We start from the raw sequence: 26,083 nt of genomic DNA on the forward strand, positions 1-26,083 counted from the left end.
TCCGCGATCGGCCGTTACGCCCGGCCGGCAAGGACGGAGCACCGCCGCATTCGCCTCCGGTTACACCGGAAGCTCTCCATGTGTAAGGGTGGCGTCCTCGATCTGGAGCGTGGCGTGCCGGAGGCCGAACCGCTCTTCCACTACGTGAAGCGCCTGCTGAAGCACCTGCTGGTGGCTCTGCCCGTCTGCAATCCGCAGATGGCCGCTGACGGCATCCATTCCCGAGGTAATGGTCCAGATATGCAGGTCATGGACTTCGATGACGCCCTCAACGTCCAGGAGCGCCTCCCGCACCTCCTGAAGATTCACCGCATGCGGAGTTCCTTCCATAAGGATATGGAAGGCCTGCTTGATAACGCCCCAGGCGCTCCGCAGGATGAGCAGTGCGACCAGCACGCTGATGATCGGGTCGGCCACATACCAGGAGAACAGGCTCATGACCAGACCGGCGGCCAGCGCGCCGACTGAACCAAGCGCATCGCTGATAACATGCAGGTAAGCACTGCGGATATTGATGTTGTCCTTGGCTCCGCTTCTGCGCATCAGTGACCAGGCGCTGACCAGATTGGCCAGCAGGCCGACAGAGGCGATCAGCATCATCGAGCCGCTCGCTACAGTTGGCGGCTCGAAGAAGCGCTGCCAGGCTTCCCAGATAATGAACCCGGAGATGACGAACAGGGTCACCCCGTTGAAGAGTGCAGCCATAATCTCAAACCGGAAGAAACCGTAGGAATTCTTCGGTGAGGCGGGTCTCACGGCCATAATCATGGCCACCAGGCTTAAGGCCAGGGAGGCGGTGTCGCTGAGCATATGGCCCGAGTCGGACAGCAGTGCCAGGCTGCCGGTCAACAGGCCGCCGAAGAATTCAAGGAACATGATCCCGCCGGTGATAATCAGTGCGATCAGCAGGCCCTTCTTGTTGTCCGGCGCATGGGAATGAGAGTGTGAATGGGAATGCGAATGAGAGTGTGAATCAGAGTGGGAATGCGAATGTTGATGTGAATGGGAATGACTCATCAGAATGACCTCTTTTCAGATAACATATGAATGATTGCTCATATGTTAATACTATATCGACTGCCGTTAAATTTCAAGCCATATTATAGAATTCTATGTTTACATCATTCTTTTCTCCGAAATTGCCATAATCTATGCGCCCCGCGCATTGACACTGTTAGTTTCAGGGGAATATAATAAGTGTAAGTTAACATATGAACAAATACTCATATATAGGAATGATTAAGGGAGATGAGTCATTTGAGTACGGCTGAAGGCAATGTGAAGCGGAAATGGATACTGGATGGACTGGACTGCGCGAATTGCGCCATGAAGATCGAGAATAAGGTGAAGAAGATCGAGGGGGTCTCCTCCTGCTCGGTCAACTTCGCTACTAAGACCATGATGCTGGAGACGGCGGCTGCGTCCTCGGATGAGATCGCCGAGCAGGCACAGCAGACGGTGACTAAGCTTGAGCCGCATGTGAAGCTGCGCGAGGTTGCCGCTGCGCGGGCGGTCAAGCAGCGGACAGCCGGTGCGGCCCAGGTGCGCCGCGTAGCTGCACAAGGTCACGGTCATGTTCATGACCACGGGGAACCGCATAGTCATGACCATGCCCATGCTCATGGAGACGGCCATGAGCATTCCCACGCAGGCGGCCATTCCCATGCCAAGGCCGCTGCCGCTGCCCACAGCCATGACGATGCTCATGGCCACGGGCACAGCCACGAGCACGGAGCAGGCGATACCCGCCGTATCCTGCTCCGGCTGGGCGGCGGCGCGGTACTGGCCGCAGCAGGGATGTTCCTGCCGCTCAGCGGTATCGCCGAGCTGCTGATCTTCCTGGCCGCCTACCTGATTGTCGGCGGTGAGGTGGTGCTGTCGGCCGTCCGGAATATTATCCGGGGCCAGGTGTTCGACGAGAACTTCCTGATGGCGCTGGCGACCATCGGGGCGTTCGCCATCGGTGAATACCCGGAGGGTGTCGCCGTTATGCTGTTCTATCAGGTCGGCGAGCTGTTCCAGGGGATGGCGGTCAACCGGTCGCGCCGTTCGATTACTGCGCTGATGGATATCCGGCCGGAATATGCCTACCTGAAGGAAGGCGGCAATCTGCGCAAGGTTTCCCCGGATGAGGTGCAGGTGGGCGACAGCATCGTGGTGAAGCCGGGAGAGAAGGTGCCGCTGGACGGCATCATTCTGGAGGGCAGTGCCATGATGGATACCTCGGCATTGACCGGGGAGTCCGTTCCCCGTTCCACCCAGCCGGGCAGCCAGGTGCTGAGCGGATTCATTAACCGCAACGGGGTGGTCACCATCGAGGTGACAAAGGACTTCGGCGAATCGGCGGTCTCGCAGATTCTGGAGCTGGTGCAGAACGCCACCAATAACAAAGCGAAGACAGAGAACTTCATTACAAAATTCGCGCGCGGCTATACGCCGGTAGTAGTCATCACGGCGCTGCTGCTGGCGGTGGTTCCGCCGCTGGTGCTGAGCGGTGCAACCTTCTCGGACTGGATCTACCGTGCGCTGGTGTTCCTCGTAATCTCTTGTCCCTGTGCTCTGGTCGTCTCCATTCCGCTCGGCTTCTTCGGCGGCATCGGCGCAGCTTCCCGCAGCGGTATTCTAATCAAGGGCAGCAATTATCTGGAGGCCCTGAACGATGTGAAGGCTGTGGTGTTCGACAAGACGGGGACACTGACCAAAGGCCAGTTCACCGTGACCGGCAATGTGCCGGCGGAAGGCTTCACAGCGCAGGAGCTGCTGCGCATCGCAGCTTTTGCGGAGAGCCACTCCAGCCACCCGATTGCGGAATCCATCCGCACGGCCTACGGTGAAGCCATTCCCGGCGAAGCGATTGCAGACTATAACGAGATCTCCGGGCACGGCATCGCCGTTACTGTGGAAGGCAAGGCAGTGCTGGCCGGGAATGCCCGGCTGATGGAACGGGAAGGCATCAAGAGCCGGACGCCGGAGCAGCATGGGACGATTGTCCATGTCGCCGTAGATAAGGTCTATGCGGGCTATCTTGTCATCGCTGATGAAGTGAAGGAGGATGCGCTTAAGGCGATTCAGGCCTTGAATGCGCTGGGCATCCGCAAGACGGTGATGCTGACGGGTGACGCCGCTCCGGTAGCCGAGTCTGTGGGCAGACAGCTGGGGATTCAGGAGATTCATGCCGAGCTGCTGCCGGGCGATAAGGTATCAGCAATTGAGCGGCTGGAGCGGGAGAAGGGGCCGCGCGAGAAAATGATTTTTGTCGGGGACGGCATCAATGATACCCCCGTGCTGGCCAGAGCAGATGTCGGGATTGCCATGGGCGGACTGGGCTCGGATGCAGCGATTGAAGCGGCTGACATTGTTATCATGACCGATGAGCCTTCGAAGATTGCAGATGCGATCGGCATCGCCAAACGGACACGGCGCATTGTGTGGCAGAATATTGCTTTTGCGCTGGGAGTCAAAGCGGTCTTCCTGATCCTTGGGGCGTTCGGCATTGCTACGATGTGGGAGGCGGTCTTCTCCGATGTAGGAGTTACCGTACTCGCGGTGCTCAACAGTATGCGTGCCTTGCAGCTGCCGAAGCCAGTCAACCCTGTACAGTCAGCGGCTAACCATTTATAGATGATGAAAGAATTATGAAAAAGCAAGCCTCGAAGATCCTAATAATTGGGTCTAGAGGCTTATTTTTTGTTGGAGTGCTTATGGTTTTTGTCTATTTATGCCGATATATTAATAAGGATTTACAGCATATGGAAGATTACAATGCGTTTTTAGGGGGATTTGGCGGTGGATGAGGCAAAGGTACGGTCCAAACTGAAAATGAATGTAAAGAAAGGAAAAAGCCTGTCGCTGCAAAGCAAATGGTCGATTGCCATTGTAGCCGTGGCGATTGTGCCGCTTATCGGGGCAACGATCTTTTTGATGCAGTACTTCGGAGGAGTGACCCGGGACGACAGCGAGGAGCTGGCGCAGAATATTCTGGACATGAACACGGTGCGGATTCATGAGTGGCTGACCACCAAGACATCCGCAGTGCAGGAGCTGATCAAGCAGCATCCCGAGTTCGATACTTCACGGCCGGATACGATTTTTCCGGTAATTAAGGTACTGGAAGAGAGCGATTCACAATCCGAAGGCTACAGTGTTATTAATAAGGAAGGAATTCTGGCGAACGCGCTCAAGCTTACAGCAGATATCAGCAAATCCGCTTATCTCCAGGAGGCCAAGGCCACGCTTGCCCCGGCGGTCGCGGAGATGTCTTTTCTGGAACAGCTGAATAAGTATATCATTCCGGTCTTCGTGCCGGCGGTGGACAAGAACAACCAGTTTGCGGGAGGTATTGCCTTCTCGGTCACCCCTGACATTCTGAAGGAGATGAGCAAAAACATTCATGTTGGCGACACTGGCTATGGATATGTTATTTCGGGACAAGGGGATTATTACGCCTACTCCGACCCGGAGCGCATCGGCAAGAATATCGCGGAGTATGCGAAGACCCCGGAATTGAAGCAGGCGGTAGAGCGCATTCTTGGCAGGGAGTCCGGCTCTGAGGCCTATAAGGGAGAAGACGGCAAGCAGGTGATTACCTACTTCGATACAGTTCCCGGGACCGACTGGAAGCTGCTGATTACGGTTCCCGCCAGCGAGATAATGGCCAAAGTCTCCTCCGCCCAGCAAATATCTATTTTGTTCCTGGCCGTGGTGATGCTGGTGGTCATTGGAGTGGCGCTGTACCTCACCCGTCTGCTGGTGAAGCCGATTAAGGGCATCTCCGCCGTGATGAAACGGGTGGCTGAGGGACATCTCAGCGAGCGCGTTACCGTGCGGTCTGGCGATGAAATCGGCCTGATGAGCCAGAGCATTAATGATATGATCGGCTCGCTCTCCGGCATTGTCGGCAAAATAGATGCCACAGTATCGCAGGTGGCGGTCTCGGCAGAAGGCGTGCTGAATTACGCCAGCCAGTCCTCCAATACGTCAGCGGAGATTGAGACGGTGGCCCAGGAGGTCGCCCACGGCATGGGCGAGCAGTTCAAAGGCTCGGAGCAGGCGGCACGGGCTACGGAAGAGATGGCGATCGGGCTGCAGCGGATTGCCGAATCCTCCGTCAATGTGTCCGACCAGGCGGAAGCCGTCAGTACGGAAGTTGAGAATGGATACATAGAGATTCAATCCACATTGAAGCAGATGACGGTAATCACTGGTGCAGCGGAAGAGACATCAGCGCTAATCGCCAACCTGACCGGGCAATCCGAACAGATCGGGCAGATCGTCGATGTGATCTCGGAAATCTCCAATCAGACGGGGTTATTGTCACTGAACGCTTCGATCGAAGCGGCCAGAGCAGGCGAGCACGGACGCGGGTTCGGGGTGGTGGCGAATGAGGTGAAAAAGCTGGCCGAGCGCACCAATAGCGCGATTGGCAACATTGTGGAGTTAATCCGCCAGATTCAGGAATCGACCCGGGCGGCCGCTGTCTCCATGGAGAACAGCATTGCGGAAATCGGCGACGGTATGGGCAAAATGCAGAATGTCGGCACCTCCTTCGACCATATCCGTTCCTCAATCCGTGAAGTGTCGGTCCAGATTCAGGATGTCTCGGCGGTGAATGAGCAAATGTCGGCGGGAACCGAAGAGATTACGGCGTCCATCGCCGACATGCTGATTATTGCCAGGGAATCCGCCGAGAGCGCCGAGATGGTTGCGGATGCTTCTACGGAGCAGCGGAACCTGATGAACCGGGTCGTGACCTCGGCGGAATCCCTGAACCAACTGATGGGCGAGCTGCGGAGTGAGATCGAGAAGTTCCAGATAGAGTAAGCCGGACTACAGCTTCTCCTCCAGCTTGAGGCTGTCGATTCCCTTGCGGATAATGCCGCAGGAAGCGGCGAACTTCGCCATCTCGGCTTCATTGAGGTTCAGCTCCAGCAGTTCCTGGATGCCGCCGCTGCCGATGATGGCCGGTGCCCCGGCGCAGACGCCGCGCTGCCCGTATTCACCATCCAGAATCGCGGATACGGCGATGATTTTGTGCTCGTCATTCAGAATAGAACGTGTGATATATGCCAGTGCGCTGCCGATGCCGAAGTGGGTTGAGCCCTTACGGGTAAAAATCTCCCACCCGGCATCCTTCGTCTTGCGGGCGATATCCTCCAGATCCAGGGTGCTGAAGCGCTCGCGGTGCTGCTCCATAATCTGCAGCAGCGGCTTGCCGCCGATGGTGACATGGGACCAGGCCACGAACTGGGACTCCCCGTGCTCGCCAAGCGCATAGCCGTTGACGCTGCGCGGGTCAATGGTGAAGACCTCCGACAGCAGGGTTTTCAGCCGCGAGGAGTCGATGGAGGTGCCTGTGCCGATAATCCGGTGGCGCGGCAGGCCCGATATTTGCCATACCAGATAGGTAACGATATCTACAGGGTTAGCAGCGACAACGAAGATGCCGTCGAAGCCCCCGTCCATAATCTCGGTGATAATCTCCCGGGTGATGACAGCGGCGGCATCCAGCACATCCAGCCGGGTCTGCCCGGGTTTGGGATTGGCCCCTGCCGTCAGGATCACAACATCCATCCCTGCACAGTCGCTGGCGGTGCCTGCATAGACCTTGGTGCGCGTTCCGGTGAAGTCCATACAGTGTGAAAGATCCAGCGCTTGGGCCATCGCGCGGTCATACGTACGGTCAATCATCATAATCTCATCGCAGATGGCCTGATTCACCATGGAATAGGCGCAGCTGGAGCCGACCATGCCGGAGCCGACGATCGCCACTTTTCTTGATTTACTTTTCAATTGCCTGTCCCCGCTCTCTAATAGTAATACCCGGTCCTGTATTCGGAAGGCCATCCAACCTTGTCAGGAATCCTGTGTGGTTGCTTCTATTCTAACTGATCTCATTGTAAGTTACCTGACATTGGGCAGGAAAAACCTGCTGGACCCCTCACCAATTTAGACATAATTGACATGAAGGGTCAGCTTGTTCCGGGCTTGTTGATATAGAATATGCAGATCGCGGGCATTCGGGAAGGTGATGTCATGCGGATAACGATGCAGTTTCAACTGCTATCATGCTTTTTTCCGGAGTATGTTATGTATCCTGGCCTGTCTCTGCTCAGGATTGCGGGAGCTCCGTCTTGGCCGGAAGCATCCGGGTATAGTGCCGGTACATGAACAATCTCCAGTGGAGAATCATGCCGAAGGCCAGAATGAAGAACAGACCGCCGGATTGCGGAACAGATACATACCGGTTGATGAATTCATGAAGCAGGGTGCGGACCAGCAGCAGGCCCAGCAGGATGAAGGCGAAGCTCTTGGAGCGCTGGGCATAGACCAGCCCCTCCCGTTCTTCAAACTTCGTACTGCGGATCAGCGGATAGGCGAAGATAAACCAGCCGACCAGAAATGCGGTAACCGCCCACCACCAGGGAAAACGGACCTCCGGTACGACAAACATGGCGAAGCCGGTGGACATACCCAGCGGGGGAATCCAGATTTTGCGGATGGTTACCGGGCGGGCGCTGGCCTTCAGGCGGATAAAAATCACCATGAGCGCCATAAATATAGCTCCTACGGTGGAGCCGACATGCAAAAGGGAGGGATTGATATTGCCCATCATTCACATTCCTCTCTGTGATATGGATCACTTATTTCTTCATTATAGCAGATAATGAATTCATTTCAGAATACACACGCAAGCAGACCCGCCAGGTTCTATCCCCGGCGGGTCTGTTCAGCAAATATCATATCCGCAGCTTCAGGTACGAAGGCTGCCATTAGTCTTAAGAACGGCTACGTCCGCCAACCGAACGCATAATCAGGCTTACGATGAAGATCAGAACCACAGCACCGATCAATGAAGGGAACACGTAGAAGTCGCTGACCTTAGGTCCCCAGCTTCCCAGCAGCATTCCGCCAAGCCATGAACCGAGAATACCTGCGATAATGTTGCCGATAATGCCGCCCGGAATATCTCTACCCATAATCAGACCGGCCAGCCAACCAATTACGCCACCAACAATCAACATCCATAGTAAACTCATTGTACTTCAGCTCCTTTTTTGTGTTTGTTGTCTTCGATGGTTACTATTAACCGCATGTTCGGCATTTAAACCAAGTGTAAAATATTGCCGTCAGCCTCTAATTAGTATTTTATTGTGTCCATATTTATGCTGTTTAATCCTGATATGAGAACGGGTACATAAACATGTTATAGTAGTTTAACAATATACAATGAAGGAGCCGCTGCCATGCACCAGCCTAATGAAGTATTGTTCTATATAGGGACATATAATGGGGAAAAGGAAAAAGCCATATTGCTCGGCGCACTGGACCAAGAGACGGGGGAGATGAGGGTGCTGGGCGGGACTTCAGGCATTGAAAATCCCTCCTATCTGGCACTTAATGCTTCGCGTACAATGTTATATGCAGTGAGTGAACTGGATGAAGGCAAGGTTCATGCTTATGCCATTGATCCCGGCAGCCAGGCGCTTCGCTCTCTGGGCAGCCAGGCTACCAGGGGCGGCGCGCCGTGTTATGTCTCCGTGGCTCCGCAGGATGATTACATATTCGTATCTAACTACACGGGAGGCAATGTCAATGTGTTCCCGCTGAACCCGGACGGGTCGCTGCAGGAGATGTCCTCCCAGGTGAAGCATGAAGGCTCGGGTATCCGCAGCGACCGCCAGGATGCGCCGCATCCCCATTCGGTCATCCCGGATCAGACCGGAGAGCATGTGCTGGTCTGTGATCTCGGACTGGATCAGATTGTATTCTACCGTGTCGATGACGGGAAGCTTGTTACACACCGCGAGGTAGCGGTGCCGCCGGGATCGGGGCCGCGCCATCTGGCGGTGCATCCTTCCCGGCAATGGATCTATCTGGTCAATGAACTGAGCAATACCGTGAACGTATTCGCCAGTGATGAGCCTGAGGGGGATTTGAAGCTATTGCAGAGCATCAGCAGCCTGCCGGAGCACTACACCGCCGGAAGCGATGACACAGCTGCTGACATCCATGTAGCGCCTTGCGGACGCTATCTGTATGTGTCCAACCGCGGGCACGACAGCATCGCCCTGTTCCATGTTGATAACGCTACAGGTCTGCTGGAAGCACAGGACTGGGTGATCTCCGGGGGACGGACCCCGCGCAATTTCGCCCTGATTGGCGGAATGCTGCTCGCTGCCAACCAGAACAGCGGCAATATTGTCTCCTTCCGCATCGACAGCGAGACCGGCCGGCTGATTCCTACCGGCAACGAGTTGGATGTGCCGTCACCTGTGTGTCTGGTTGCTTTGGATTAGGCTATGACGAAGCCCCCTCTCTGCCGGTTGGCGGAGAGGGGGCTTTTTGTTGATTTGTGGGGAGCTATGCAGGCGAGTGCTGCGAATGTGTTTGAAAAATCGAATAGAATGTGCTGGCGTAAGGTGTTTGTGCTGAATGTATGCGAAAAATCGAATATATTCGGGACGCTACTGGCAAGTTGACCAGATGTATGCGAAAAACCGAATACAATGTGCTGGCGTAAGGTGTTTGTGCTGAATGTATGCGAAAAACCGAATAGAATGTGCTGGTGTAAGAGTGTTTGTGCTGAATGTATGCGAAAAACCGAATACAATATGCTGGCGTAAGGTGTTTGTGCTAAATGTACGAAGAGTGCTGTTACCCTACGCCAGTCCTGTCACTCCTGAGCGACACCGCATTGTTCGCCGCCCGCTGGAGACTACCCGTGTTAGCCATGAGGTGCATGTGTATTATTCCGCTGCCTGATGCTGATCAGAGTAATCTGTATTAACACTTGAAAATTGTATAATAGCCGGTTAATGTGCTCCCTCCAGGGAGTTTTCCCGTTCATAGAATCCGATATCATCCAGCATAATCTTGTCGCCTTCCCCTTGCAGATAGAAGGTGATCTCCGTCAGCTTCCCGGTATCAAGCGCAGGCTCTTCCTCCAGGAACTGCTCGAACGACAGCTCATAGGTTTGGAATACGGCCTCCGAGCGGTCTCCGAATTTGCCGTCCATGATCCGCTCCTCCAGCCACGGGCTAACCGTGAACTCGGTCTGCGGCAGCGGCAGAATATCGGCGGCCTCATCCAAGGGGAGCCTGGCTGCGGCGTCATTGATGTCCGTCAGCTCCACCTCGACCTCCGGGGCGGGAGCCGCTTCATCAGCCTCTGCATCCCCATTCCGGTTGGCCAGCGAGAAGCTCAGCCCTTCTGCCGCTGACTCGGCAAGGGTGCGGGTGAAGGGTTCGCTAAGTGTGATGCTGTAGGCCGCTTCGGAGGCCTCCGGCTGTCCGCCTGGACTGCCGCTGCGCTCCAGCAGAACGCCGTACGAGGGCTTGTTGTTCGCTTCGCGGTCTTTGGCCTGCTCCTCGCTCCATTTCAGGCCTTCTGCTTTCGCCGTACCGCCCCGGACGGTATCACGCTTGCGGTCTTCCTCGTAGTCGGCCACCGTCAGATGCGCCCCGCTCTGGAAGCGGTTATAGTAGGCGGTATCCGGCAGCCACTGCGCCCCGCTGCGGTAATCCCGGAACAGCGGCCGGTATTCCGCCTTGCCGTGCAGGGTCGTCTCCAGAAATGCGGAGACATACACCTTGGCAATCTGCCGCTGCTCCGCTCCGTCTATAATCTGCGAGCGCTTCAGGAACAGGCCGGCGGGCAGCGTCTGGTCATAGAGCCCCCAATCGCTGTTGAACTGGCTGTGGTTGGCACCGGCGATGTAGAGCGAGCTTTTGAAGGCAGCGGTGTTGCCGGTATAGGAGGAGCGCATATATTGCCGGTCCCCGTAGAAGTCATGCACATCACCGTCGCGTGCGCCCTGCAGCGTCAGATAGCTCACATCCCGCAGGGTGGCCTGCTTGCTGTCAATCCCTTTATCAGTAGGCGCGAGAGCAACTATAGAAGTGATGTTGAACTTCCGGGTAGCTTCCAGTGCCGGATCACCGGCGAACCAGCGGGTGGCATCCGCCGCCATGGCTACAGCCTGGCCGCCGCGGCTATGGCCCAGCAGGGCAGTATGGTCATAGTCAACCTTGTGGTAAAAAGGGGTGCCGGATTGCTCCGCAAATCGTTCGATCTGCTGCAGATGCTTCAGGATCATCCAGGTCCGCACCTTGAAGTCATTGTCAGGGATGCCCGACCAGGCCGAATAGTTCAGGAAATTCTCGTCCAGTGTGACTGCGATGAAGCCCCGGCTGGCCAGCAATTCGCCAAGATAAGCGTAGCCGTTCTCCGAATAATCCTCCATCATATGATTGCCGTGAACCATAAGCACCAGCGGATAAGGGCCGTCTCCGTCCGGCATCCATACCCTGGCGTTCAGCGGCAGCGTACCGGGATCGAATCCCCAGAACAGCGTCCGCAGCTTTGGCCAGGATGAGATATAATCCGTGGCATCCACGGAATCGGAGATCAGGGACGCTTCGCCGCCATAACCCTTGCGGTGGATATCCTTGCCGCTGCCATAGGTGAAGGAGTGGAAGGTATATTCTCCCGGCTCCGAAGGATCGGCAGCAATGGCAGGCTGCACCTTGCCCGCTGCGGCTATCGACTGAAGGGAAGGCAAGTAGTCCGGCGGCTTCTCTGTCCCGTATCCGTAGGCCAGCGCAAAAGGAGACAGCATAAGCACCATCGCCAGCAGCCCGCCGGTCAGGCTTCTGCGGGTCCGGACCAGCCCGGCCGCCAGTCCGCCGATGGCACTGGCCAGAGCGGCGATGCCTGCAATTACCGCTGCGGCTTCAGGCTCCAGTCCGCCGAAATACAGAATAAGCAGCGCCCCGCCGAAGGCACTTAGCCAAGAGCCTGTGAACAGCCGCGGAATGCGGAGGCCGGTCAGGGAGAGCAGAACGGCCAGAAGATTGCCCGCGAGTGCCATTCCAAGCGTTGCCGCCCCGGCTGCCAGGATCATGTCCGCTGCGCTTCCGAGGCCCGTAGGGATACCCATAACGGCGATCGTACAAGCCAGAATGCATAGTATCCATGGTCCGCTGAGCGCAATTCTCCACAGTGTGGTGTCGTACCGGTAGGTCTCTGTAATGCGTCTGCCTATTCCTCTAAGAATACGCCTGTGCAGCCGCGGTCTCTGCGGCGCGGGAGCATATTCCAAATCCATTCCCATGCTGATCCCCCCTTCCCAGGAATTATCTGGCAGTCTTCTTCGCCTGTGAAGCTACTTCTTGAAGTGATTTGAATTCGTTCCATAAGATGTAGCAATAATATTACTTTGGGCCGCCAATGACAAGTGGGTCTTACAGGAACAGCGGCCAGTTAGCTTCCGAAATCATGCGGGTGATGTGCCGAGAATGTATGCGGAAAACCGAACATAATGGGTGGCGCGGGGGCGTGTGGGCCAAATGTAATCGAAAAACCGATTACAATGGGAGGCGCGGGGGTGCGTGGGCCAAATGTAATCGAAAAACCGATCACAATGACTCGCGCAATGGCATGTGGGCAAAATATAATCGAAAAACCGATCACTATGACTCGCGCTGGGTGCGTGGAGCAAATGTAATCGAAAAACCGACCACAATGACTCGCGCAATAGCATGCGGGGCAAATGTAATCGAAAAACCGGTTACATCTGCCCCACGCCACCTGAGTGTGTACTAGCATCCTATATCTGTAAGAGAAGTTTTTTCATTATGAAAAAAAGGTTTGACAGCACGGGAAGCTTTCAGTATTATATTCCCATAACCTACTAAGTCGGTAGGAATAATTGAATAAGTTCTTACCGTACAGACGGAGGAACGCCTGCTTCAGGCTAGCAGACACGTGTCTATAGGACCGGTTTGACTTGCCGTGGGCAGGCTTTCCTGCGTCTTTTTTTACCGAAATATTATAGATGGGGGAGTGTTATGTGATGAGAAAAGGGATGAAAAAAGGGCTTATCACCGGGTTCGCGCTTGTATTGACGGCAGGGCTTGCAGCTTGCGGCAATAATAACGCGGGGAACAGTGCGGGGGCGGCAACAGAAGCGCCGTCAGCCTCAGCGGCAGCTACAGATTCGGCGGCACCGGAGGCAACGAAGGCAGCGAACAAAGAGCCGGTCGAACTGCTTAATGTATCCTATGATCCTACACGCGAGCTGTATGAGAACTATAATAAGGCTTTTGCCGCCTATTGGGAGCAGGAGCACGGCCAGAAGGTGACCGTGAAGCAGTCGCATGGCGGATCAGGCAAGCAGAGCCGTGCTGTGCTGGACGGACTGGAAGCGGATGTAGTTACGCTGGCGCTCGGATATGACATTGATGCGCTTCAGGAGACGGGGCTGATCGGCGCCGACTGGCAGAGCAAATTCGAGCATAACAGCTCCCCTTATACCTCGACCATCGTCTTCCTTGTACGCAAAGGCAACCCGAAGGGCATCAAGGACTGGCCGGATCTGCTGAAGGACGGAGTAGAGGTAATCACCCCTAATCCCAAGACTTCGGGCGGTGCGCGCTGGAATTACCTGGCTGCCTGGGGGTACGCGCTGGACCATAATAACAATGATGAAGCCAAAGCCAAGGAATTCGTGCAGGAGCTGTTCAAGCATGTGCCTGTACTGGACACCGGGGCGCGCGGCTCTACCACTACCTTCGTGGAACGCGGCATCGGTGATGTGCTAATCGCCTGGGAGAATGAGGCCTATCTGTCGATCAAGGAGCTGGGACCGGACAAATTCGAGATCGTGAACCCTTCGGAGAGCATCCTGGCCGAGCCGCCGGTAGCGGTGGTAGACAAGGTTGTGGATAAAAGAGGGACCCGCGAGGTAGCGGAGGCCTATCTGAAATATCTCTACTCCGAGGAAGGACAGAAGATCGCAGCTGAGAACTACTACCGCCCGACGCTGGATAGTGTGAAGGAGCAATTCAAGGACCAGTTCCCGGAGATCAAGCTGTTCACGCTTGCGGATAAATTCGGCACCTGGAAGGATACTCAAGAGAAGCACTTCAATGACGGAGGAATCTTCGACCAGATCTACGTGCCTGGAAGCTGATCGGCTCATAAGACGAAGGCGGGAGGAGGATGAACGGGCGTATGAATGTCATCAATGCTGCTGTAAAAGCAAGGCCGCGGCGCAGATTACTGCCGGGGTTCGGAATCACAATGGGCTTCAGCATATTGTATCTGAGCCTTGTCGTTCTGCTGCCGCTGTCCGCGCTGCTCTTCAATTCAACCGGGCTGAGCTGGGATAAATTCTGGGGGGTAGCCACAGATGCCCGAGTTCTGGCTTCCTATCGCGTCAGTCTGAGCACGGCGGCGGCAGCGGCCCTGATTGATGCCGTCCTGGGGCTGCTGCTGGCCTGGGTGCTGGTGCGTTACGAATTTCCGGGCAAAAGAATTTTCGACGCCCTGATCGACCTGCCGTTCGCCCTCCCGACCGCCGTAGCCGGTGTATCGCTGACCGCACTCTATGCCCAGAACGGCTGGATCGGCTCCCTGCTTGCACCGCTGGGCATCAAGATAGCGTTCACACCGCTGGGGATTACGCTGGCGCTGATGTTTATCGGCATTCCTTTTGTGGTCCGTACGGTGCAGCCGGTGCTGGAGGACCTGGACCGGGATATGGAAGAGGCGGCGGCAACGCTCGGTGCCCGGCGCGGCAGAACCTTCCTGCGGATCGTTCTGCCGGAGCTGCTGCCTCCGCTGCTGACCGGCTTCGCCCTGGCTCTCGCCCGGGGCATCGGCGAATATGGCTCCGTCGTGTTCATCTCCGGCAATATGCCGATGCGCACGGAGATTGCCCCGCTGCTGATCATGTCGAAGCTGGAGCAGTTCGATTATGCCGGAGCAACCGCGGTGGCCCTGATTCTGCTGCTGCTCTCCTTCCTGCTGCTGCTGGTGATTAACACCCTCCAGCACTGGGTGCGGAAAAGCGCGCGTTAAGCTTTGGAGGAAGCGGGCCTTTATCACACATACTTTAGGAGGAATAACTATGGCCGGTACGGTTCCCTTACGCGTTTCCGGGCCGGGGACAAGAGCTTCAGCCTCTCCGGCGACAGAGTCCCGGGCAGTGAAGTGGCTGCTCATCTCCCTGGCCGGGCTGGTTATGCTCTGGCTGATTGTGCTGCCGCTGACCATTGTGCTGGTGGAGTCGCTGAAGCGGGGGCTGGATGTCTACTGGGCTGCACTGACTGATCCGGATGCTGCCTCGGCGCTGAAGCTGACTCTGCTGGTAGCGGTCATTACCGTGCCGCTGAATACGGTCTTTGGCGTAGCGGCGGCATGGGCCGTCACCAAGTTCCGGTTTCGCGGCAAGGGCTTTCTGATCACGCTGATCGACCTGCCTTTTGCCGTATCTCCGGTCATTGGGGGGCTGATCTTCATTCTGGTATTCGGCTCGCATGGCTGGTTCGGCCCGTGGTTAAGCGACCATGGGATCAAAATTGTGTTTGCCCTGCCGGGGATCATCCTGGCTACGCTGTTCATTACCTTTCCGTTCGTGGCCCGCGAGCTGATTCCGCTGATGGAGGATCAAGGCACCCGGGAGGAGGAGGCCGCCATCACGCTGGGGGCGCATAGCTGGCAGATCTTCTGGCGCGTGACGCTGCCCAATATCAAGTGGGGGCTGCTGTACGGCATTATTCTCTGCAACGCGCGGGCCATGGGCGAGTTCGGTGCGGTGTCAGTTGTGTCCGGACATATCCGGGGAGAGACGAATACTTTGCCGCTGCATGTCGAAATTTTGTATAACGAATATCAGTTCTCAGCCTCTTTTGCCGTGGCCTCGCTGCTGCTGCTGCTGGCGCTGGTGACGATGATTGTAAAAAGCTTGCTAGTCCGCCAAAATGCTCATTGACAGCTACCGGGGGCCGTGCTAAGTTAATTCATAGTAAACGTGTCGGTTAAATGGTTATTTACTGAAATTGCCCAAGTCCGGGGAAAGGGAGGCCTTTCAAATGGCAAAACCGCTGAAGGTGGATGAGGTATGGCTGGCACGGATCAGAGAGCATCTCGACGATATGGAATTCGGTTCATTGCACATCGTGGTGCACGAGGGCCAAATCGTACAAATGGAGCGCACGGAGCGCAAGCGCTTCGAGAACAGCTCCGCGAATGCCCGCAACAGCGGGGAGACCGGAAGCCGGCGGACCGATATCCGCTCCGGGGGGCGGGGATAGATAAAATAACCCCACAAAGTGGGGCATTAGCGTAGGTGATGACTCAGGTACTTTGCGGGGATCCCAAAACATATAATTTCTTATCTAAGACCTTCGATTGGGGAGCCAATCGGAGGTCTTTTTGCGTATACAGAAAATGTGGCTGCTCACAACGAGCACATGCGCTCCCATTCCTCAAACGACAGCTTGGTTGTGACCGTCTTCAGCTTCTCGGGAACCTCTACATAACACATCAGCTCCAGACTGTTGCCGTCGGGATCATTGAAGTACACGGAGGCATTGCCCTGATTGGGGCGGACAAAGGGTTCAACCGTGGTCCTGCTCCCGAAAGGAACAGCCTCAATCTGGATAGAATTCAGCCAGGCAAGCGAATGCTTGAGATCTTCATAAGTAACCTCAAAGGCAATATGTCTCAGAGAAGGATGATATGGGGTCTCTACCTCCTTGCCTTCCCAAAGTCCGACCCAGCTCCGGCCCTCGACAATCCAGAAAAAGGCGGTATCTTCATCGCGCCAGGCAAATTTCAGTCCGAGCTTCTGATAGAATTCAATGGATGCTTCCAAGTTGGAAACGGGGAGATGTGCCTCATATAATCCTTTAATCATAATGTAAATTCCTTTCTTTGTTTAGCTATTAGTGAGAGTGCCCTTAGTAGCGTGTGTTGCGCCGTGATCCGCTGATCCCTTCCACCAGAAGGATAAGGGCCGTAATGGCGTGCATGAACCAGCCGATAAAAGGAATCCAGGCCACCAGCGAGGTGATCACCCCGACAGCGTTGCCGATGATGGAGCCGCCCTCCCGCAGCATAATGATAATCGCTACCGCATGAAGCAGAAACGCGATCCCGAGCGGTGCCCACGCATTCGCAAGCACAAACGTTCCGCCGATGACCGGCAGGGCCAGAAACGCCTCGTAAGCAAAGGTTCCCCATTTAAATAATTTTCCTACAGGCGACATTCTTTTCACCAACCTTCTTTAGTAGTCAAGCTATTGTCTATCCACAGTTTACCCAAGGAGAGGGGTTAAGAATAACCCGCTGAGCGGCAGCAGATGCAGTTGTAAGCTGTGTTTCTGACTAATTGTACGAAGGTGCGGGGAGGACGTTTCATTTTTCGGGGAGGTTGGACGCTTCTTGCCTGGACACTTAGGGTCCTTTATATTGGTATGAGATAGCGGAAGATGAGGAGGAAACTTGACATGAACCATTCGGCACAGCCGGAGGTACGGCATGAGGTGCCAGCGATTAAGGATTATCTGGCCCTGCGGGAGGAAGCCGGGCTTAGTCCGATGAGTGCAGAGGGAGCGGCGGTAGGACTGCCTAACTCGATGTTTGCAGTGACGCTCTATGAACAGGGGTTACTGGTCGGCATGGGGCGGGTAATCGGTGATGGGGGCTGCTTCTATCAGGTGACGGATATTGCGGTGAAGCCTTCCTGTCAGGGGCGGGGTCTGGGCAAAATCATTATGCGCGAAATCCGCGCATTCCTGGAGCAGGTGCCGGAGCGAGCGTATATCAGTCTTATCGCTGACGGAGAGGCGGCCCGGCTGTATGCCCAGTTCGGGTTCAAGCCGGTCATGCCCGCTTCACAGGGAATGTACCTGCCGCGCTAAGCGGCATGAAGCACGACTATGATTGAAATACTACAGGAAACAGGAAAGTGAGGCGGGATAGCATGGATATTGTAGTTTTTGGAGCATCCGGCAGAGTGGGGAGTGCCATTGTCGAGGAGGCTCTGCGCAGAAAACATGACGTCACCGCAGCGGTACGCAGGCCGGAGGCCTTCGCTATTCAGCATGAACGGCTGCAGGTGGTCGCTGCTGATGTTCTGGACCCCGCTTCTGTTGCAGCGGCTGTGCGCGGACACGGCGAGGTCATCAGTGCGTTCGGCCCGGCGGCCGGGCAGGAGAATGATCTGCTCAAGGCGGCGGAATCGCTGCTTGAAGGGCTGAGAACTGCCGGAGTGGAGCGGCTGATCGTGGTTGGCGGCGCAGGCAGCCTAAAGACGGAATCGGGAGAGTGGCTGATGGATACTGCCGGGTTCCCGGAGTCCTTCCGGGCGCTTGCTGCGGCTCATGCCCATGCGTACGAGATTTACAGCGGCTCGGAGCTGGATTATACGTATCTAAGTCCGCCGTCGGCGCTGATTGCCGGACGCCGTACCGGCCAGTTCCGTATCGGTCTGGACCGGCTGATTGTGGATGAGGACGGCCGGAGCAGCATCAGCATTGAGGACTTTGCAGTAGCGGTTGTGGACGAACTGGAGGAAGGGAATTTCAGCAGAGCCCGGTTCACTGTGGGCTACTAGCTATCTAAGGAGGCTGGAGCTAATGGATGTGGTGACAGCGGAGCAGATGCGGGCCTTGGACCGTGAGACCATAGAGCGGCTGGGCATACCGGCCATCGCGCTGATGGAGAACGCCGGCCGGGCCATTGCCGAGGAGGTTATTGCTTTTTGCAAGCGGCGTGGGGTGCTGGCAGGCGGAGCACTGCGTGGAGCGGGGGCAGTAGGCGGAATGGCCGGTGAGGGAGGAGCACTGCGTGGAGCGGGAGCAGTAGGCGGAATGGCCGGTGAGGGTGGAGCACTGCGTGGAGCGGGAGCAGCAGGCGGACTGGCCGAGGGCGACAGAGCGGGAGTACCCGGGCAGACAGGCGGAGGCGTTAGCGGCGGAGCGCAGCTTGGAGCTGGGATGACCAGCGGAATAGCCGAGGACGGCAGAGCGGAGTGGGGCGGAGCGGGAGTGCCCATGCAGGCCGATGGCGCTGCGCGGGGTTTCTCGGTCAGCGCGGATGCGGCGCTGACGCTGCCTGCCGCCGGCGGAGAGCACTGGCTCGTCCTCGCCGGCAAAGGCAACAACGGCGGCGATGGCCTCGCCGCCGCCAGGCACCTGCGTGAGGCCGGCATCGCCGTCACGCTGGTGTACGCGGCCGCGCCGGAGTCGCTGGCCGGCGAAGCCGCACTGCAGCGGGATGCCGCTGCAGCCCTGGGCCTCCCTGCCGCCGTCTGGGGCAGGGAGGCCGTGGATTTCACGGCCTGCAGCGGCATCGTCGATGCGCTGCTTGGCACCGGCAGCGCGGGCGCCCCGCGCGGTGCCTATGCGGAGCTGATTGCCGCAGCGAACGCCAGCGGCAGACCGGTCGTGTCCGCGGATATCCCCAGCGGGCTGGACGCGGACACAGGGCAGACGCATGAGCCGTGCATTCATGCGGCAGTGACCGTCTGCCTCGCGTTCCTCAAGCGCGGGCTGGTGCAATATCCCGGCGCGGGGGCCGCCGGGCAGGTGGTGGTCCGCTCCATCGGCATCCCCGCTGCTCTGGCCCGGGAGAGCGGCGTCCCGGCCAGCCTGCTGACGCCGGAGGTTCTGCGCACACAGCTCCAGGTGGATGTGTCGCGCCGCCGTTCGCCCGAGGGCCACAAAGGCACCTACGGGCATGTCCTGCTGGCCGCAGGCAGCCTGCGCATGAGCGGCGCCGGGCTGCTGTCTGCCCGCGCTGCGCTGCGCGCCGGCTGCGGGCTGGTCACCTGGGCGCTGCCGGAGGGGCTGTTGCCCTATGTCATCGGCGCCGCACCGGAGCTGATGCTGGCCCCGGTATCCGGGGGCAGCGGGGAGTGGATGGCCGGTACGGAGGCCGAAGTGCTGCGGCTGAGTGCCAGCCGCGATTGTCTGGCACTCGGCCCGGGACTGGGCCGGTTCAAAGGGGAAACGGAGTGGCTCCGCAGACTATGGGAGGGGACTGAGCTTCCTCTCATTGTGGATGCGGATGCACTGAATATACTGGCAGATGCCGATTACAGCTCCTGGAGCCGCCGCCACCCGGTCATTCTGACCCCGCATCCGGGAGAAATGGCCCGCCTGGCAGGAATCTCTACGGCGGAGGTACAGCGGGACCGGATCGGGCTGGCGCTGTCTTACGCTGTAGAGCATGGGGTGGCCCTGGTGCTGAAGGGTGCCCATACGGTGATTGCTACGCCCGAAGGACGGGCGTATATTAACATCACGGGGCATCCGGGAATGGGCACCGGCGGCGCAGGTGATGTGCTGACCGGAATGATCGCCGGCCTGCTGGCCCAGGGGCTGGACGCTGCACAAGCGGCTGCGTTCGGTGTCTACCTGCACGGGCTGGCCGGGGAACGCGCCGCCCGCAAGCGGGAGCATCCCGCCGCGCTGATCGCCGGAGATATTATAGACGCGCTGTAATTACCTCTGAATTCGCCGCCTACGGCCAGACTGTCCAACCGAGGTAATCCTGTGCCGTAACTCCTGCCCGCCTGCATCCCTGCCGCTGAATCAGACCACAACCAGGCAGAGCAGCGGGATGAACAAGGCGAAGAGCGGCAGCAGCAGCGGATAACGTTCGCCGGCGATCTGGGCCAGGCGGAACACCAGGAGCACGGCGAGTCCGGTCAGGCCGGAGGCCAGGGCGTCGCCGCCCTGCTCCGAAGCCAGCCACAGGCCCGCGCCATAACCGGCCACGGCATACAGAGCGAGTGCCGGGCTGAGCGAGGTGGAGCGGAACAGGCGCAGCAGCGCATCGGCCACAATGGCAGCGGGCAGGCTGTAGGCGTAGATGGCATACGGAACCGAGACCGGCCAGCCTGCCGGAATGCCGTCCTCATAACCATGGAGCAGCAGGAACAGGGAGACCAGAATGAAGGTCAATCCGGCGGCGGCCAGCTTGGTCAGGGCGTACATGCCCGCGTTCAGACGGACAGAGGAGGGCAGGTTGTAATCCTTATGTTGAATCATTGGCTAACCATCCTTTCAGGGAGAGAGATGAGTCGGGCTGGTTTGAACCAGGTCATGCCGGCAGCGGATGTGAGACACGGTGCAGGACTGCATGCAGCGGCCGGGCCTAACTGGTCACCATATCCCCGCCGTTCACATGAATACAGGTGCCGGTTACATACGAAGCATCACTGCTGGCGAGGTAGACATAGGCTCCTGCCAGCTCATAGGGCTGCGCCGCCCGCTTGAACGGAGTCTCTGTCCCGAAGACACTGACCTCCTCCGCAGAGAAGCTGGCCGGGATCAGCGGGGTCCATACCGGACCGGGAGCGACGCTGTTAACGCGGATTCCGCTGTCTGCGAGCGAGAGGGCCAGAGAGCGGGTGAAGGAGACGATGGCCCCTTTGGTGGAGGAATAGTCGATCAGTTCCTTGTGGCCCCGGTAAGCGGTGATGGAGGCGGTATTGATGATACAGCTTCCCCGGCGCAGATGCGGAAGAGCAGCCTGGGTCAGGAAAAAGAACGGGAAAATGTTCGTCCGGTACGTCTGATAAAGCTGCTCCTCTGAAATATCCAGGATGCTCTTCTGCGGATATTGAACGCCATGGTTATTGACCAGGATGTCCAGCTTGCCGAAGGTCTGCACGGTATGCCCGACGGCCTGGAAGCAGTTAGCCTTGTGGCGCAGGTCGGTCTCGATCCGCAGGCAGCGCCGTCCAAGCGCTTCAATCCGCCGCTGCGTGTCGGCAGCATCAGAGACTTCGTCCAGGTACGCGATGGCAATATCCGCCCCTTCCCTGGCAAAAGCGAGCGCCGCCGCCCTTCCGATCCCGCTGTCGCCGCCGGTGATGAGCGCGGTTTGGCCTTGAAGGCGTCCATTGCGGTGGTCTTCACGCTGCTCGCTGATGGGGGGCGGCTGCATCAGGCTCTCTAGCCCGGGCTGGCGGTCCTGGTGCTGGGGCGGGAAAGCGACTGGCTGCACGCGGCAGACCGTCTTTTCACCGTAATAGGGGTACACGGGATTCATGGGTGATCCTCCTTGCCTATGGGCTCTTTCGTATAATGGTATGCATGAGCCCAGGGAAGGGTGCGCCGCCCCGTTACATACACAAGACAAAGAATGGGAGAGAATACATGCTATACAGAGCTATGACAGCAGAGGATTATGAAGCAGCGTATCACTTATGGGAAAATACCACCGGGATGGGCCTCAGCGAGGCCGACTCCCGCGAAGAGATTCTCCGTTACCTGGAGCGCAATCCGGGAATCAGCCAAGTGTGCATAGAGGAAGACGGCACCCTTGCGGGCACGGCGATGTGCGGGCATGACGGGCGCAGAGGCTTTATGTACCATGTCGCCGTCAGCAGCGGCAGCCGGGGCCAGGGGGCCGGACGCGAGCTGGTCAAGCGCTGCCTGGAGCGGCTGCGGGAGGAAGGCATTATGAAATGCCACTTGATGGTAATACAGGGAAACGGCCTGGGGCGCAGCTTCTGGACCAGCATTGGCTGGCAGGAGCGGGACGGTCTGGTGCTGTTCTCCCGGGACAGCCGATAGGTGACAACCGGTGTGATAGTGTAGCTTTACTGCGGAAGCAGTATAATATATAGGAGCTGTGCAGGAAGGCATCATTCCATGTGCATTGCCCAATATGGATAGCGGGAGACGTATAACGATGCGGTTTAAAGATGTGTTCTCAATTATTGGTCCGGCGATGGTCGGGCCTTCCAGCTCGCATACGGCAGGGGCGGCCCGGATCGGCAGAGCGGCCAGACAGGTGCTGGGGGAATTGCCCCGGGAGGCGGAGGTTACTTTCTTCGGCTCTTTTGCCGCTACCTATCAGGGACACGGGACGGACCGGGCGATTGCCGGAGGACTGCTGGACTTCGCCACCGACGACCCCAGGCTGCCGGATTCTATCGAGCTTGCAGCGGAGGCCGGAATGGAGGTCACCTTCGGGCAGGGAACGGGTCTGTTCCCGCATCCCAACACGGTCCGCCTGCGTCTGGTCGGCAGTGAGAACGGGACCGAGCTGACGCTTACCGGCACCTCGATCGGCGGGGGGAATATTGAGATTGTAGATATTGACGGCTTCAGTGTGAAGCTGACCGGCATGTACCCGACCGTGCTGATTCAGCATATGGACTATCTGGGTGTGCTGGCCAGTGTTACAGATGTTATGCGGACAGGGCAGTTCAACATCGGGCATATGTCGCTGGACCGGAAAAACCGCAGCGGAGCCGCACTTACAGTGCTGGAGCTGGACGAGGCGGCCACCGGTGAGCTGCTGCAGAATCTGCGGGCGCTGCCTGCCGTGAAGACGGTCAAGGTGGTTGATTTGAACGAGAAGGTACAAGATCAGAAGGGGAAGGACATCACATCATGAATTTTCAAACACTCAGCGAATTAGCTGTATTATGCGGGGAGCGCGGACTCGGCATCGGCGCGCTGATGCTGGAGGAGCAGAGCGCGGAATCCGGGCGCTCCAAGGAGCAGGAATTCGCGACAATGCGCGAGTATTACGGCGTGATGAAAGAGGCGGTCCACCGCGGTATGACCGAGGACACCACCTCGCGCAGCGGACTGACCGGCCTGGACGCCCAGCGGGTGGCGGCTTATAATGCGGCGGATGAGCCTAGTCTCGGCGGCCCGGCCGGCCGGGCGATGGCGTATGCCCTGGCCGTCTCCGAGGTGAACGCCTCGATGGGCCGGATTATTGCCACTCCGACGGCAGGGTCCTGCGGCATCATTCCCGGCGTATTCCTAAGCTGCCAGGAGCGCTTCGGCTGGGAGGATGATTACATGGTGTCCGGGCTGTTCGCCGCCGGGGCGATCGGCTATGTAATTGCGAACAACTCCTTCGTCTCGGGAGCGGAGGGCGGCTGCCAGGCCGAGGTAGGCTCGGCCATCGGCATGGCGGCGGGGGCGCTGACTGAGATGCGCGGCGGAACGCCGGCACAGGCGGTACATGCTGTAGGCCTTGCGCTGAAGAACACCCTGGGACTGATCTGCGATCCCGTAGGCGGGCTGGTGGAGATTCCCTGCATCGTGCGCAACGGCTTCGGTGCCGTTACGGCGCTTGCGGCGGCGGATATGGCGCTGGCCGGCGTGCGCAGCGTCATCCCTTCCGATGAGGTCATCAAGGTGATGCTGGAGGTTGGCTCTGCCATGCCTGAGAAGCACCGCGAGACTGCCGGGGGCGGGCTGGCGCAGACGCCGACCGGCCGCCGGATTATGAAGGATCTGCGGAAGCCCAAGTAACTAAGGTAACTAAGGGCTTCAGGCCCGGACGGTACTCTACTCTGACCCGGTTAGAGCATACGGAAGCGTTCAAGCTGATCCCACAGCCCCTCCTGCCGGAGAATTTCCGCCTGCTTCGGTCCCAAGAGGTCAAAGTGGGGGAACGGCTCACGGTTATGGATATACTGTGCCGGAAGGCCATGCTTCCTGCACCATTCCCGCAGGCGCGGCAGATCACTGCAGCCTACCTTGGTAACAGTTGTGATCCCGGGGAAGCGTTCATCAATCCAGTAATGGGTCAGGAAGGCAATCTCTCCTGCGGCAACCGCCTGCTTCCAGCGGGCTAATTCGGTCCGGTTAATTCCAAAGGCCATAGCTGTCTCATCCTTATTCATCATAGTGGAATTATTATATTCAATTTACCCGGAAGGGGGAGAAGCATATGAACGGGCAAGTCAGAGCCGATATCCGTTCCGGGCTTCAGGTCGAGATCGTACTGAAGCAGGACCAGGCAACCGGCAAGCTCACACAGGGCACGGTGAAGGACATTCTGACGAACTCGCCCCGCCACCCGCACGGCATCAAGGTGCGGCTTGCTGACGGGCAGGTCGGACGGGTCAAGAATATCATCGGCTGAAGCGGGTTCGTTTGCAGGAAACGCCATGGCAGGGCTGCCGGATTGGACAGCCCCGGCCAGGGCGTTTTTTGATTTCAACGGGCGCAGGCCGAATGTATGCGAAAAACCGGACACAATACGCGGTACGTTGGCGTGCAGGCTGAATGTATGCGAAAAACCGAACACAATGCGCGGTACGTTGGCGTGCGGGCCGAATGTATGCGAAAAACCGAACACAATACGCGGTACGTTGGCGTGCGGGCCGAATGTATGCGAAAAACCGAACACAATGTGCTGGTACGTTGGCGTGTGGGCCAAATGTATGCTAAAAACCGAACACAATGTGCTGGTGCGTTGGCGCGCAATAGGCGGCCGTCGGACCGCATGAATTAAGCCTCGCATGAACTGGGCTTTCAGTTACCAGCCAAGGTTACCGCCCCAGGAATTGCTCAAGCGACTGGTCGGCTTTGGTCTGGTTGCACAGATTACAGGCGCAGACACAGTTGTCGGGCGTGGTATGCCCGCCCTTGGCCCGGGGGAGCAGATGGTCGATCGTATCCCCGTACAGGCCGCAGAAGTAACAGGTGTAGTTGTCCCTGTTCAGAATGTAGGCCCGGAAGTCCTTGTTGCTGAACAGGCGGCGGATGGTCCGCCGGTTCACCACGACCGCTGCATGCTCCTTGACCAGCGTTACGGCAAGCTCCAGATCGATCTCCTGATGCCAGCGGCGTCCCTTGTCGCTGTGCCCGCGCATCAGAATCATGCCCTTGGCTGAAGGCACCAGGGCGGAAGCATCCTGCGGATCAGGCTTCGGCCCGCGCTGCGGCGGCAGGCTGCGGCCTGTCTCGGCAGCGCTGCGGGAACGGCCCTTGCCCTTCGGGCCTTTGGCTCCCGAAGCTGGAGCACTGCCCCTGCCGGGCGGACGGGGCTGGCTGCCTGGCGGCTTGGCCGGAGCTGCGCCTGCGGCTCCGGAGACAGAGGCCAGCGCCTTGTCCCGCTTGGCCGGACCCGGCCCGGCCGGGCGTTCCGGCAGCGCCGGCGCGGAGCTTGGATGCACCGGCGGGCCGGGTACGGCTGCCGCCGCAGCCGCGGCCGCCTCGCGGAGCTTGCGGCAGGCCCGGCAGGCTCCGCGCCGGGATGCTCCCTTGGAGCGTTTGCCGGTGCGTCTGCGGAATTCGGAGAGCGGCTTCAGCTGATGGCAATAAGCGCATTTTTTGGATGGAGGTGAAATGATTTCGGTCATAAGTGTATTCGGCAGAAGCGGCATTACGCCGTACCTGTCCAATCCCTTCTGTATTTTGAGAGATAAATAGTTATACTGCTTCCTGCGCTGCGGATTCATGATTTGTTACTAGTATAGCGTAAAGCGCAGGCATTCACACAACCGGTATAGCGTACCGGGGATTT

The 26,083-nt window shown here is 57.9% G+C and carries 25 protein-coding genes; 14 read left to right on the forward strand and 11 right to left on the reverse strand.

From position 1 onward, the window contains the following. Positions 1 to 60: 60 nt before the first annotated feature. Entirely contained in the window at positions 61 to 1,017 is a 957-nt protein-coding gene (locus MHI24_RS18505) for a cation diffusion facilitator family transporter (protein ID WP_340020997.1), read from the reverse strand. Positions 1,018 to 1,257: 240 nt separating this feature from the next. Between MHI24_RS18505 and MHI24_RS18510 the strand changes: the two genes are divergently transcribed. Together MHI24_RS18510 and MHI24_RS18515 are read left to right on the forward strand one after the other, a co-directional pair. Continuing rightward, on the forward strand, positions 1,258 to 3,621 hold the full coding sequence (locus tag MHI24_RS18510) for a heavy metal translocating P-type ATPase (RefSeq protein WP_340020998.1): 2,364 nt from the start codon (positions 1,258 to 1,260) through the stop codon (positions 3,619 to 3,621). Between the two features lie 165 nt (positions 3,622 to 3,786). Then, positions 3,787 to 5,820, forward strand: coding sequence for a methyl-accepting chemotaxis protein (locus MHI24_RS18515; protein WP_340020999.1), 2,034 nt, complete (start codon positions 3,787 to 3,789; stop codon positions 5,818 to 5,820). Positions 5,821 to 5,826: 6 nt separating this feature from the next. On the opposite strand, the gene MHI24_RS18520 is transcribed toward MHI24_RS18515, so the two are convergent. The 3 genes from MHI24_RS18520 to MHI24_RS18530 form a co-directional block, all read right to left on the reverse strand. Continuing rightward, on the reverse strand, positions 5,827 to 6,789 hold the full coding sequence (locus MHI24_RS18520; RefSeq protein ID WP_340021000.1) for an L-lactate dehydrogenase: 963 nt from the start codon (positions 6,787 to 6,789) through the stop codon (positions 5,827 to 5,829). A 319-nt stretch (positions 6,790 to 7,108) separates the two neighbouring features. Then, on the reverse strand, positions 7,109 to 7,609 hold the full coding sequence (locus MHI24_RS18525; protein WP_340026725.1) for a cytochrome c biogenesis protein CcdC: 501 nt from the start codon (positions 7,607 to 7,609) through the stop codon (positions 7,109 to 7,111). A 166-nt stretch (positions 7,610 to 7,775) separates the two neighbouring features. Next, positions 7,776 to 8,036, reverse strand: coding sequence for a GlsB/YeaQ/YmgE family stress response membrane protein (locus MHI24_RS18530; RefSeq protein ID WP_340021001.1), 261 nt, complete (start codon positions 8,034 to 8,036; stop codon positions 7,776 to 7,778). A gap of 207 nt (positions 8,037 to 8,243) precedes the next feature. On the opposite strand from MHI24_RS18530, the gene MHI24_RS18535 reads away from it, so the two are divergent. Next, the gene (locus MHI24_RS18535) at positions 8,244 to 9,296 is read left to right on the forward strand and encodes a lactonase family protein (protein ID WP_340021002.1); all 1,053 of its coding nucleotides are present in this window, start codon (positions 8,244 to 8,246) and stop codon (positions 9,294 to 9,296) included. 516 nt (positions 9,297 to 9,812) lie between these two features. Here MHI24_RS18535 and MHI24_RS18540 read toward each other — a convergent pair. Further along, positions 9,813 to 12,113 (reverse strand): alpha/beta hydrolase, encoded by a 2,301-nt coding sequence (locus MHI24_RS18540; RefSeq protein WP_340021003.1) that lies wholly within the window; start codon positions 12,111 to 12,113, stop codon positions 9,813 to 9,815. 741 nt (positions 12,114 to 12,854) lie between these two features. On the opposite strand from MHI24_RS18540, the gene MHI24_RS18545 reads away from it, so the two are divergent. From MHI24_RS18545 to MHI24_RS18560, 4 genes are all read left to right on the forward strand, one after another. Continuing rightward, on the forward strand, positions 12,855 to 13,973 hold the full coding sequence (locus MHI24_RS18545; protein WP_340021004.1) for a sulfate ABC transporter substrate-binding protein: 1,119 nt from the start codon (positions 12,855 to 12,857) through the stop codon (positions 13,971 to 13,973). A gap of 41 nt (positions 13,974 to 14,014) precedes the next feature. Then, entirely contained in the window at positions 14,015 to 14,863 is an 849-nt protein-coding gene (gene cysT, locus MHI24_RS18550) for a sulfate ABC transporter permease subunit CysT (RefSeq protein ID WP_340021005.1), read from the forward strand. Between the two features lie 49 nt (positions 14,864 to 14,912). Then, positions 14,913 to 15,776, forward strand: a complete 864-nt coding sequence (gene cysW, locus MHI24_RS18555) for a sulfate ABC transporter permease subunit CysW (RefSeq protein WP_340021006.1) — start codon at positions 14,913 to 14,915, stop codon at positions 15,774 to 15,776. Between the two features lie 100 nt (positions 15,777 to 15,876). Next, positions 15,877 to 16,098: a YezD family protein gene (locus MHI24_RS18560; RefSeq protein ID WP_340021007.1), complete on the forward strand. Its 222-nt coding sequence runs from the start codon at positions 15,877 to 15,879 to the stop codon at positions 16,096 to 16,098. A gap of 146 nt (positions 16,099 to 16,244) precedes the next feature. Here MHI24_RS18560 and MHI24_RS18565 read toward each other — a convergent pair whose 3' ends face one another. Both MHI24_RS18565 and MHI24_RS18570 read right to left on the reverse strand, forming a co-directional pair. Continuing rightward, on the reverse strand, positions 16,245 to 16,703 hold the full coding sequence (locus MHI24_RS18565; RefSeq protein WP_340021008.1) for a VOC family protein: 459 nt from the start codon (positions 16,701 to 16,703) through the stop codon (positions 16,245 to 16,247). Between the two features lie 43 nt (positions 16,704 to 16,746). Then, positions 16,747 to 17,055 (reverse strand): hypothetical protein, encoded by a 309-nt coding sequence (locus MHI24_RS18570; protein ID WP_340021009.1) that lies wholly within the window; start codon positions 17,053 to 17,055, stop codon positions 16,747 to 16,749. A 240-nt stretch (positions 17,056 to 17,295) separates the two neighbouring features. Here MHI24_RS18570 and MHI24_RS18575 point away from each other — a divergent pair, with 240 nt between their 5' ends. From MHI24_RS18575 to MHI24_RS18585, 3 genes are all read left to right on the forward strand, one after another. Beyond that, on the forward strand, positions 17,296 to 17,709 hold the full coding sequence (locus MHI24_RS18575) for a GNAT family N-acetyltransferase (protein WP_340021010.1): 414 nt from the start codon (positions 17,296 to 17,298) through the stop codon (positions 17,707 to 17,709). Between the two features lie 62 nt (positions 17,710 to 17,771). Continuing rightward, the gene (locus MHI24_RS18580; RefSeq protein ID WP_340021011.1) at positions 17,772 to 18,404 is read left to right on the forward strand and encodes an NAD(P)H-binding protein; all 633 of its coding nucleotides are present in this window, start codon (positions 17,772 to 17,774) and stop codon (positions 18,402 to 18,404) included. Between the two features lie 22 nt (positions 18,405 to 18,426). After that, positions 18,427 to 20,295 (forward strand): NAD(P)H-hydrate dehydratase, encoded by a 1,869-nt coding sequence (locus tag MHI24_RS18585; protein WP_340021012.1) that lies wholly within the window; start codon positions 18,427 to 18,429, stop codon positions 20,293 to 20,295. Positions 20,296 to 20,385: 90 nt separating this feature from the next. Here MHI24_RS18585 and MHI24_RS18590 read toward each other — a convergent pair whose 3' ends face one another. Both MHI24_RS18590 and MHI24_RS18595 read right to left on the reverse strand, forming a co-directional pair. Then, positions 20,386 to 20,844 carry a hypothetical protein gene (locus tag MHI24_RS18590; protein ID WP_340021013.1) on the reverse strand — a complete coding sequence of 153 codons (459 nt, stop codon included), beginning with the start codon at positions 20,842 to 20,844 and terminating at the stop codon, positions 20,386 to 20,388. Positions 20,845 to 20,950: 106 nt separating this feature from the next. Continuing rightward, entirely contained in the window at positions 20,951 to 21,850 is a 900-nt protein-coding gene (locus MHI24_RS18595; RefSeq protein ID WP_340021014.1) for an SDR family oxidoreductase, read from the reverse strand. Between the two features lie 107 nt (positions 21,851 to 21,957). Here MHI24_RS18595 and MHI24_RS18600 point away from each other — a divergent pair, with 107 nt between their 5' ends. The 3 genes from MHI24_RS18600 to sdaAA all read left to right on the forward strand — a co-directional run bounded on the left by MHI24_RS18600 (position 21,958) and on the right by sdaAA (position 24,081). Then, a complete protein-coding gene (locus tag MHI24_RS18600) occupies positions 21,958 to 22,377 on the forward strand; it encodes a GNAT family N-acetyltransferase (protein WP_340021015.1) in 420 nt (139 codons plus the stop codon). A gap of 118 nt (positions 22,378 to 22,495) precedes the next feature. After that, a complete protein-coding gene (gene sdaAB / locus MHI24_RS18605) occupies positions 22,496 to 23,206 on the forward strand; it encodes an L-serine ammonia-lyase, iron-sulfur-dependent subunit beta (RefSeq protein ID WP_340021016.1) in 711 nt (236 codons plus the stop codon). After that, positions 23,203 to 24,081: an L-serine ammonia-lyase, iron-sulfur-dependent, subunit alpha gene (gene sdaAA / locus MHI24_RS18610; RefSeq protein ID WP_340021017.1), complete on the forward strand. Its 879-nt coding sequence runs from the start codon at positions 23,203 to 23,205 to the stop codon at positions 24,079 to 24,081. The genes sdaAB and sdaAA overlap by 4 nt, the downstream gene beginning before the upstream one ends. Before the next feature lie 50 nt (positions 24,082 to 24,131). Here the strand turns inward: sdaAA and MHI24_RS18615 are convergent, their stop codons facing one another. After that, positions 24,132 to 24,434, reverse strand: coding sequence for a hypothetical protein (locus MHI24_RS18615; RefSeq protein WP_340021018.1), 303 nt, complete (start codon positions 24,432 to 24,434; stop codon positions 24,132 to 24,134). Positions 24,435 to 24,502: 68 nt separating this feature from the next. On the opposite strand from MHI24_RS18615, the gene MHI24_RS18620 reads away from it, so the two are divergent. Beyond that, positions 24,503 to 24,697 carry a YwbE family protein gene (locus MHI24_RS18620; RefSeq protein WP_238650784.1) on the forward strand — a complete coding sequence of 65 codons (195 nt, stop codon included), beginning with the start codon at positions 24,503 to 24,505 and terminating at the stop codon, positions 24,695 to 24,697. A gap of 409 nt (positions 24,698 to 25,106) precedes the next feature. Here MHI24_RS18620 and MHI24_RS18625 read toward each other — a convergent pair whose 3' ends face one another. Next, positions 25,107 to 25,961, reverse strand: a complete 855-nt coding sequence (locus MHI24_RS18625; protein WP_340021019.1) for an HNH endonuclease — start codon at positions 25,959 to 25,961, stop codon at positions 25,107 to 25,109. Between the last annotated feature and the right edge of the window lie 122 nt (positions 25,962 to 26,083).

Source organism: Paenibacillus sp. FSL K6-1096 (assembly GCF_037977055.1).
Lineage (GTDB): Bacteria > Bacillota > Bacilli > Paenibacillales > Paenibacillaceae > Paenibacillus_AQ.

What these genes read in the sequence shown, in the direction of transcription:
- MHI24_RS18600 (WP_340021015.1), top strand. Translation starts at nt 21,958, where the DNA reads ATGCTATACAGAGCTATGACAGCAGAGGATTATGAAGCAGCGTATCAC.
- MHI24_RS18525 (WP_340026725.1), bottom strand. Translation starts at nt 7,609, where the DNA reads ATGGGCAATATCAATCCCTCCCTTTTGCATGTCGGCTCCACCGTAGGA.
- MHI24_RS18595 (WP_340021014.1), bottom strand. Translation starts at nt 21,850, where the DNA reads ATGAATCCCGTGTACCCCTATTACGGTGAAAAGACGGTCTGCCGCGTG.
- sdaAB (WP_340021016.1), top strand. Translation starts at nt 22,496, where the DNA reads ATGCGGTTTAAAGATGTGTTCTCAATTATTGGTCCGGCGATGGTCGGG.
- MHI24_RS18580 (WP_340021011.1), top strand. Translation starts at nt 17,772, where the DNA reads ATGGATATTGTAGTTTTTGGAGCATCCGGCAGAGTGGGGAGTGCCATT.
- MHI24_RS18585 (WP_340021012.1), top strand. Translation starts at nt 18,427, where the DNA reads ATGGATGTGGTGACAGCGGAGCAGATGCGGGCCTTGGACCGTGAGACC.
- MHI24_RS18570 (WP_340021009.1), bottom strand. Translation starts at nt 17,055, where the DNA reads ATGTCGCCTGTAGGAAAATTATTTAAATGGGGAACCTTTGCTTACGAG.
- MHI24_RS18575 (WP_340021010.1), top strand. Translation starts at nt 17,296, where the DNA reads ATGAACCATTCGGCACAGCCGGAGGTACGGCATGAGGTGCCAGCGATT.
- MHI24_RS18620 (WP_238650784.1), top strand. Translation starts at nt 24,503, where the DNA reads ATGAACGGGCAAGTCAGAGCCGATATCCGTTCCGGGCTTCAGGTCGAG.
- MHI24_RS18560 (WP_340021007.1), top strand. Translation starts at nt 15,877, where the DNA reads ATGGCAAAACCGCTGAAGGTGGATGAGGTATGGCTGGCACGGATCAGA.
- cysW (WP_340021006.1), top strand. Translation starts at nt 14,913, where the DNA reads ATGGCCGGTACGGTTCCCTTACGCGTTTCCGGGCCGGGGACAAGAGCT.
- MHI24_RS18530 (WP_340021001.1), bottom strand. Translation starts at nt 8,036, where the DNA reads ATGAGTTTACTATGGATGTTGATTGTTGGTGGCGTAATTGGTTGGCTG.
- sdaAA (WP_340021017.1), top strand. Translation starts at nt 23,203, where the DNA reads ATGAATTTTCAAACACTCAGCGAATTAGCTGTATTATGCGGGGAGCGC.
- MHI24_RS18540 (WP_340021003.1), bottom strand. Translation starts at nt 12,113, where the DNA reads ATGGGAATGGATTTGGAATATGCTCCCGCGCCGCAGAGACCGCGGCTG.
- MHI24_RS18590 (WP_340021013.1), bottom strand. Translation starts at nt 20,844, where the DNA reads ATGATTCAACATAAGGATTACAACCTGCCCTCCTCTGTCCGTCTGAAC.
- cysT (WP_340021005.1), top strand. Translation starts at nt 14,015, where the DNA reads ATGAATGTCATCAATGCTGCTGTAAAAGCAAGGCCGCGGCGCAGATTA.
- MHI24_RS18565 (WP_340021008.1), bottom strand. Translation starts at nt 16,703, where the DNA reads ATGATTAAAGGATTATATGAGGCACATCTCCCCGTTTCCAACTTGGAA.
- MHI24_RS18615 (WP_340021018.1), bottom strand. Translation starts at nt 24,434, where the DNA reads ATGGCCTTTGGAATTAACCGGACCGAATTAGCCCGCTGGAAGCAGGCG.
- MHI24_RS18505 (WP_340020997.1), bottom strand. Translation starts at nt 1,017, where the DNA reads ATGAGTCATTCCCATTCACATCAACATTCGCATTCCCACTCTGATTCA.
- MHI24_RS18545 (WP_340021004.1), top strand. Translation starts at nt 12,855, where the DNA reads ATGAGAAAAGGGATGAAAAAAGGGCTTATCACCGGGTTCGCGCTTGTA.
- MHI24_RS18535 (WP_340021002.1), top strand. Translation starts at nt 8,244, where the DNA reads ATGCACCAGCCTAATGAAGTATTGTTCTATATAGGGACATATAATGGG.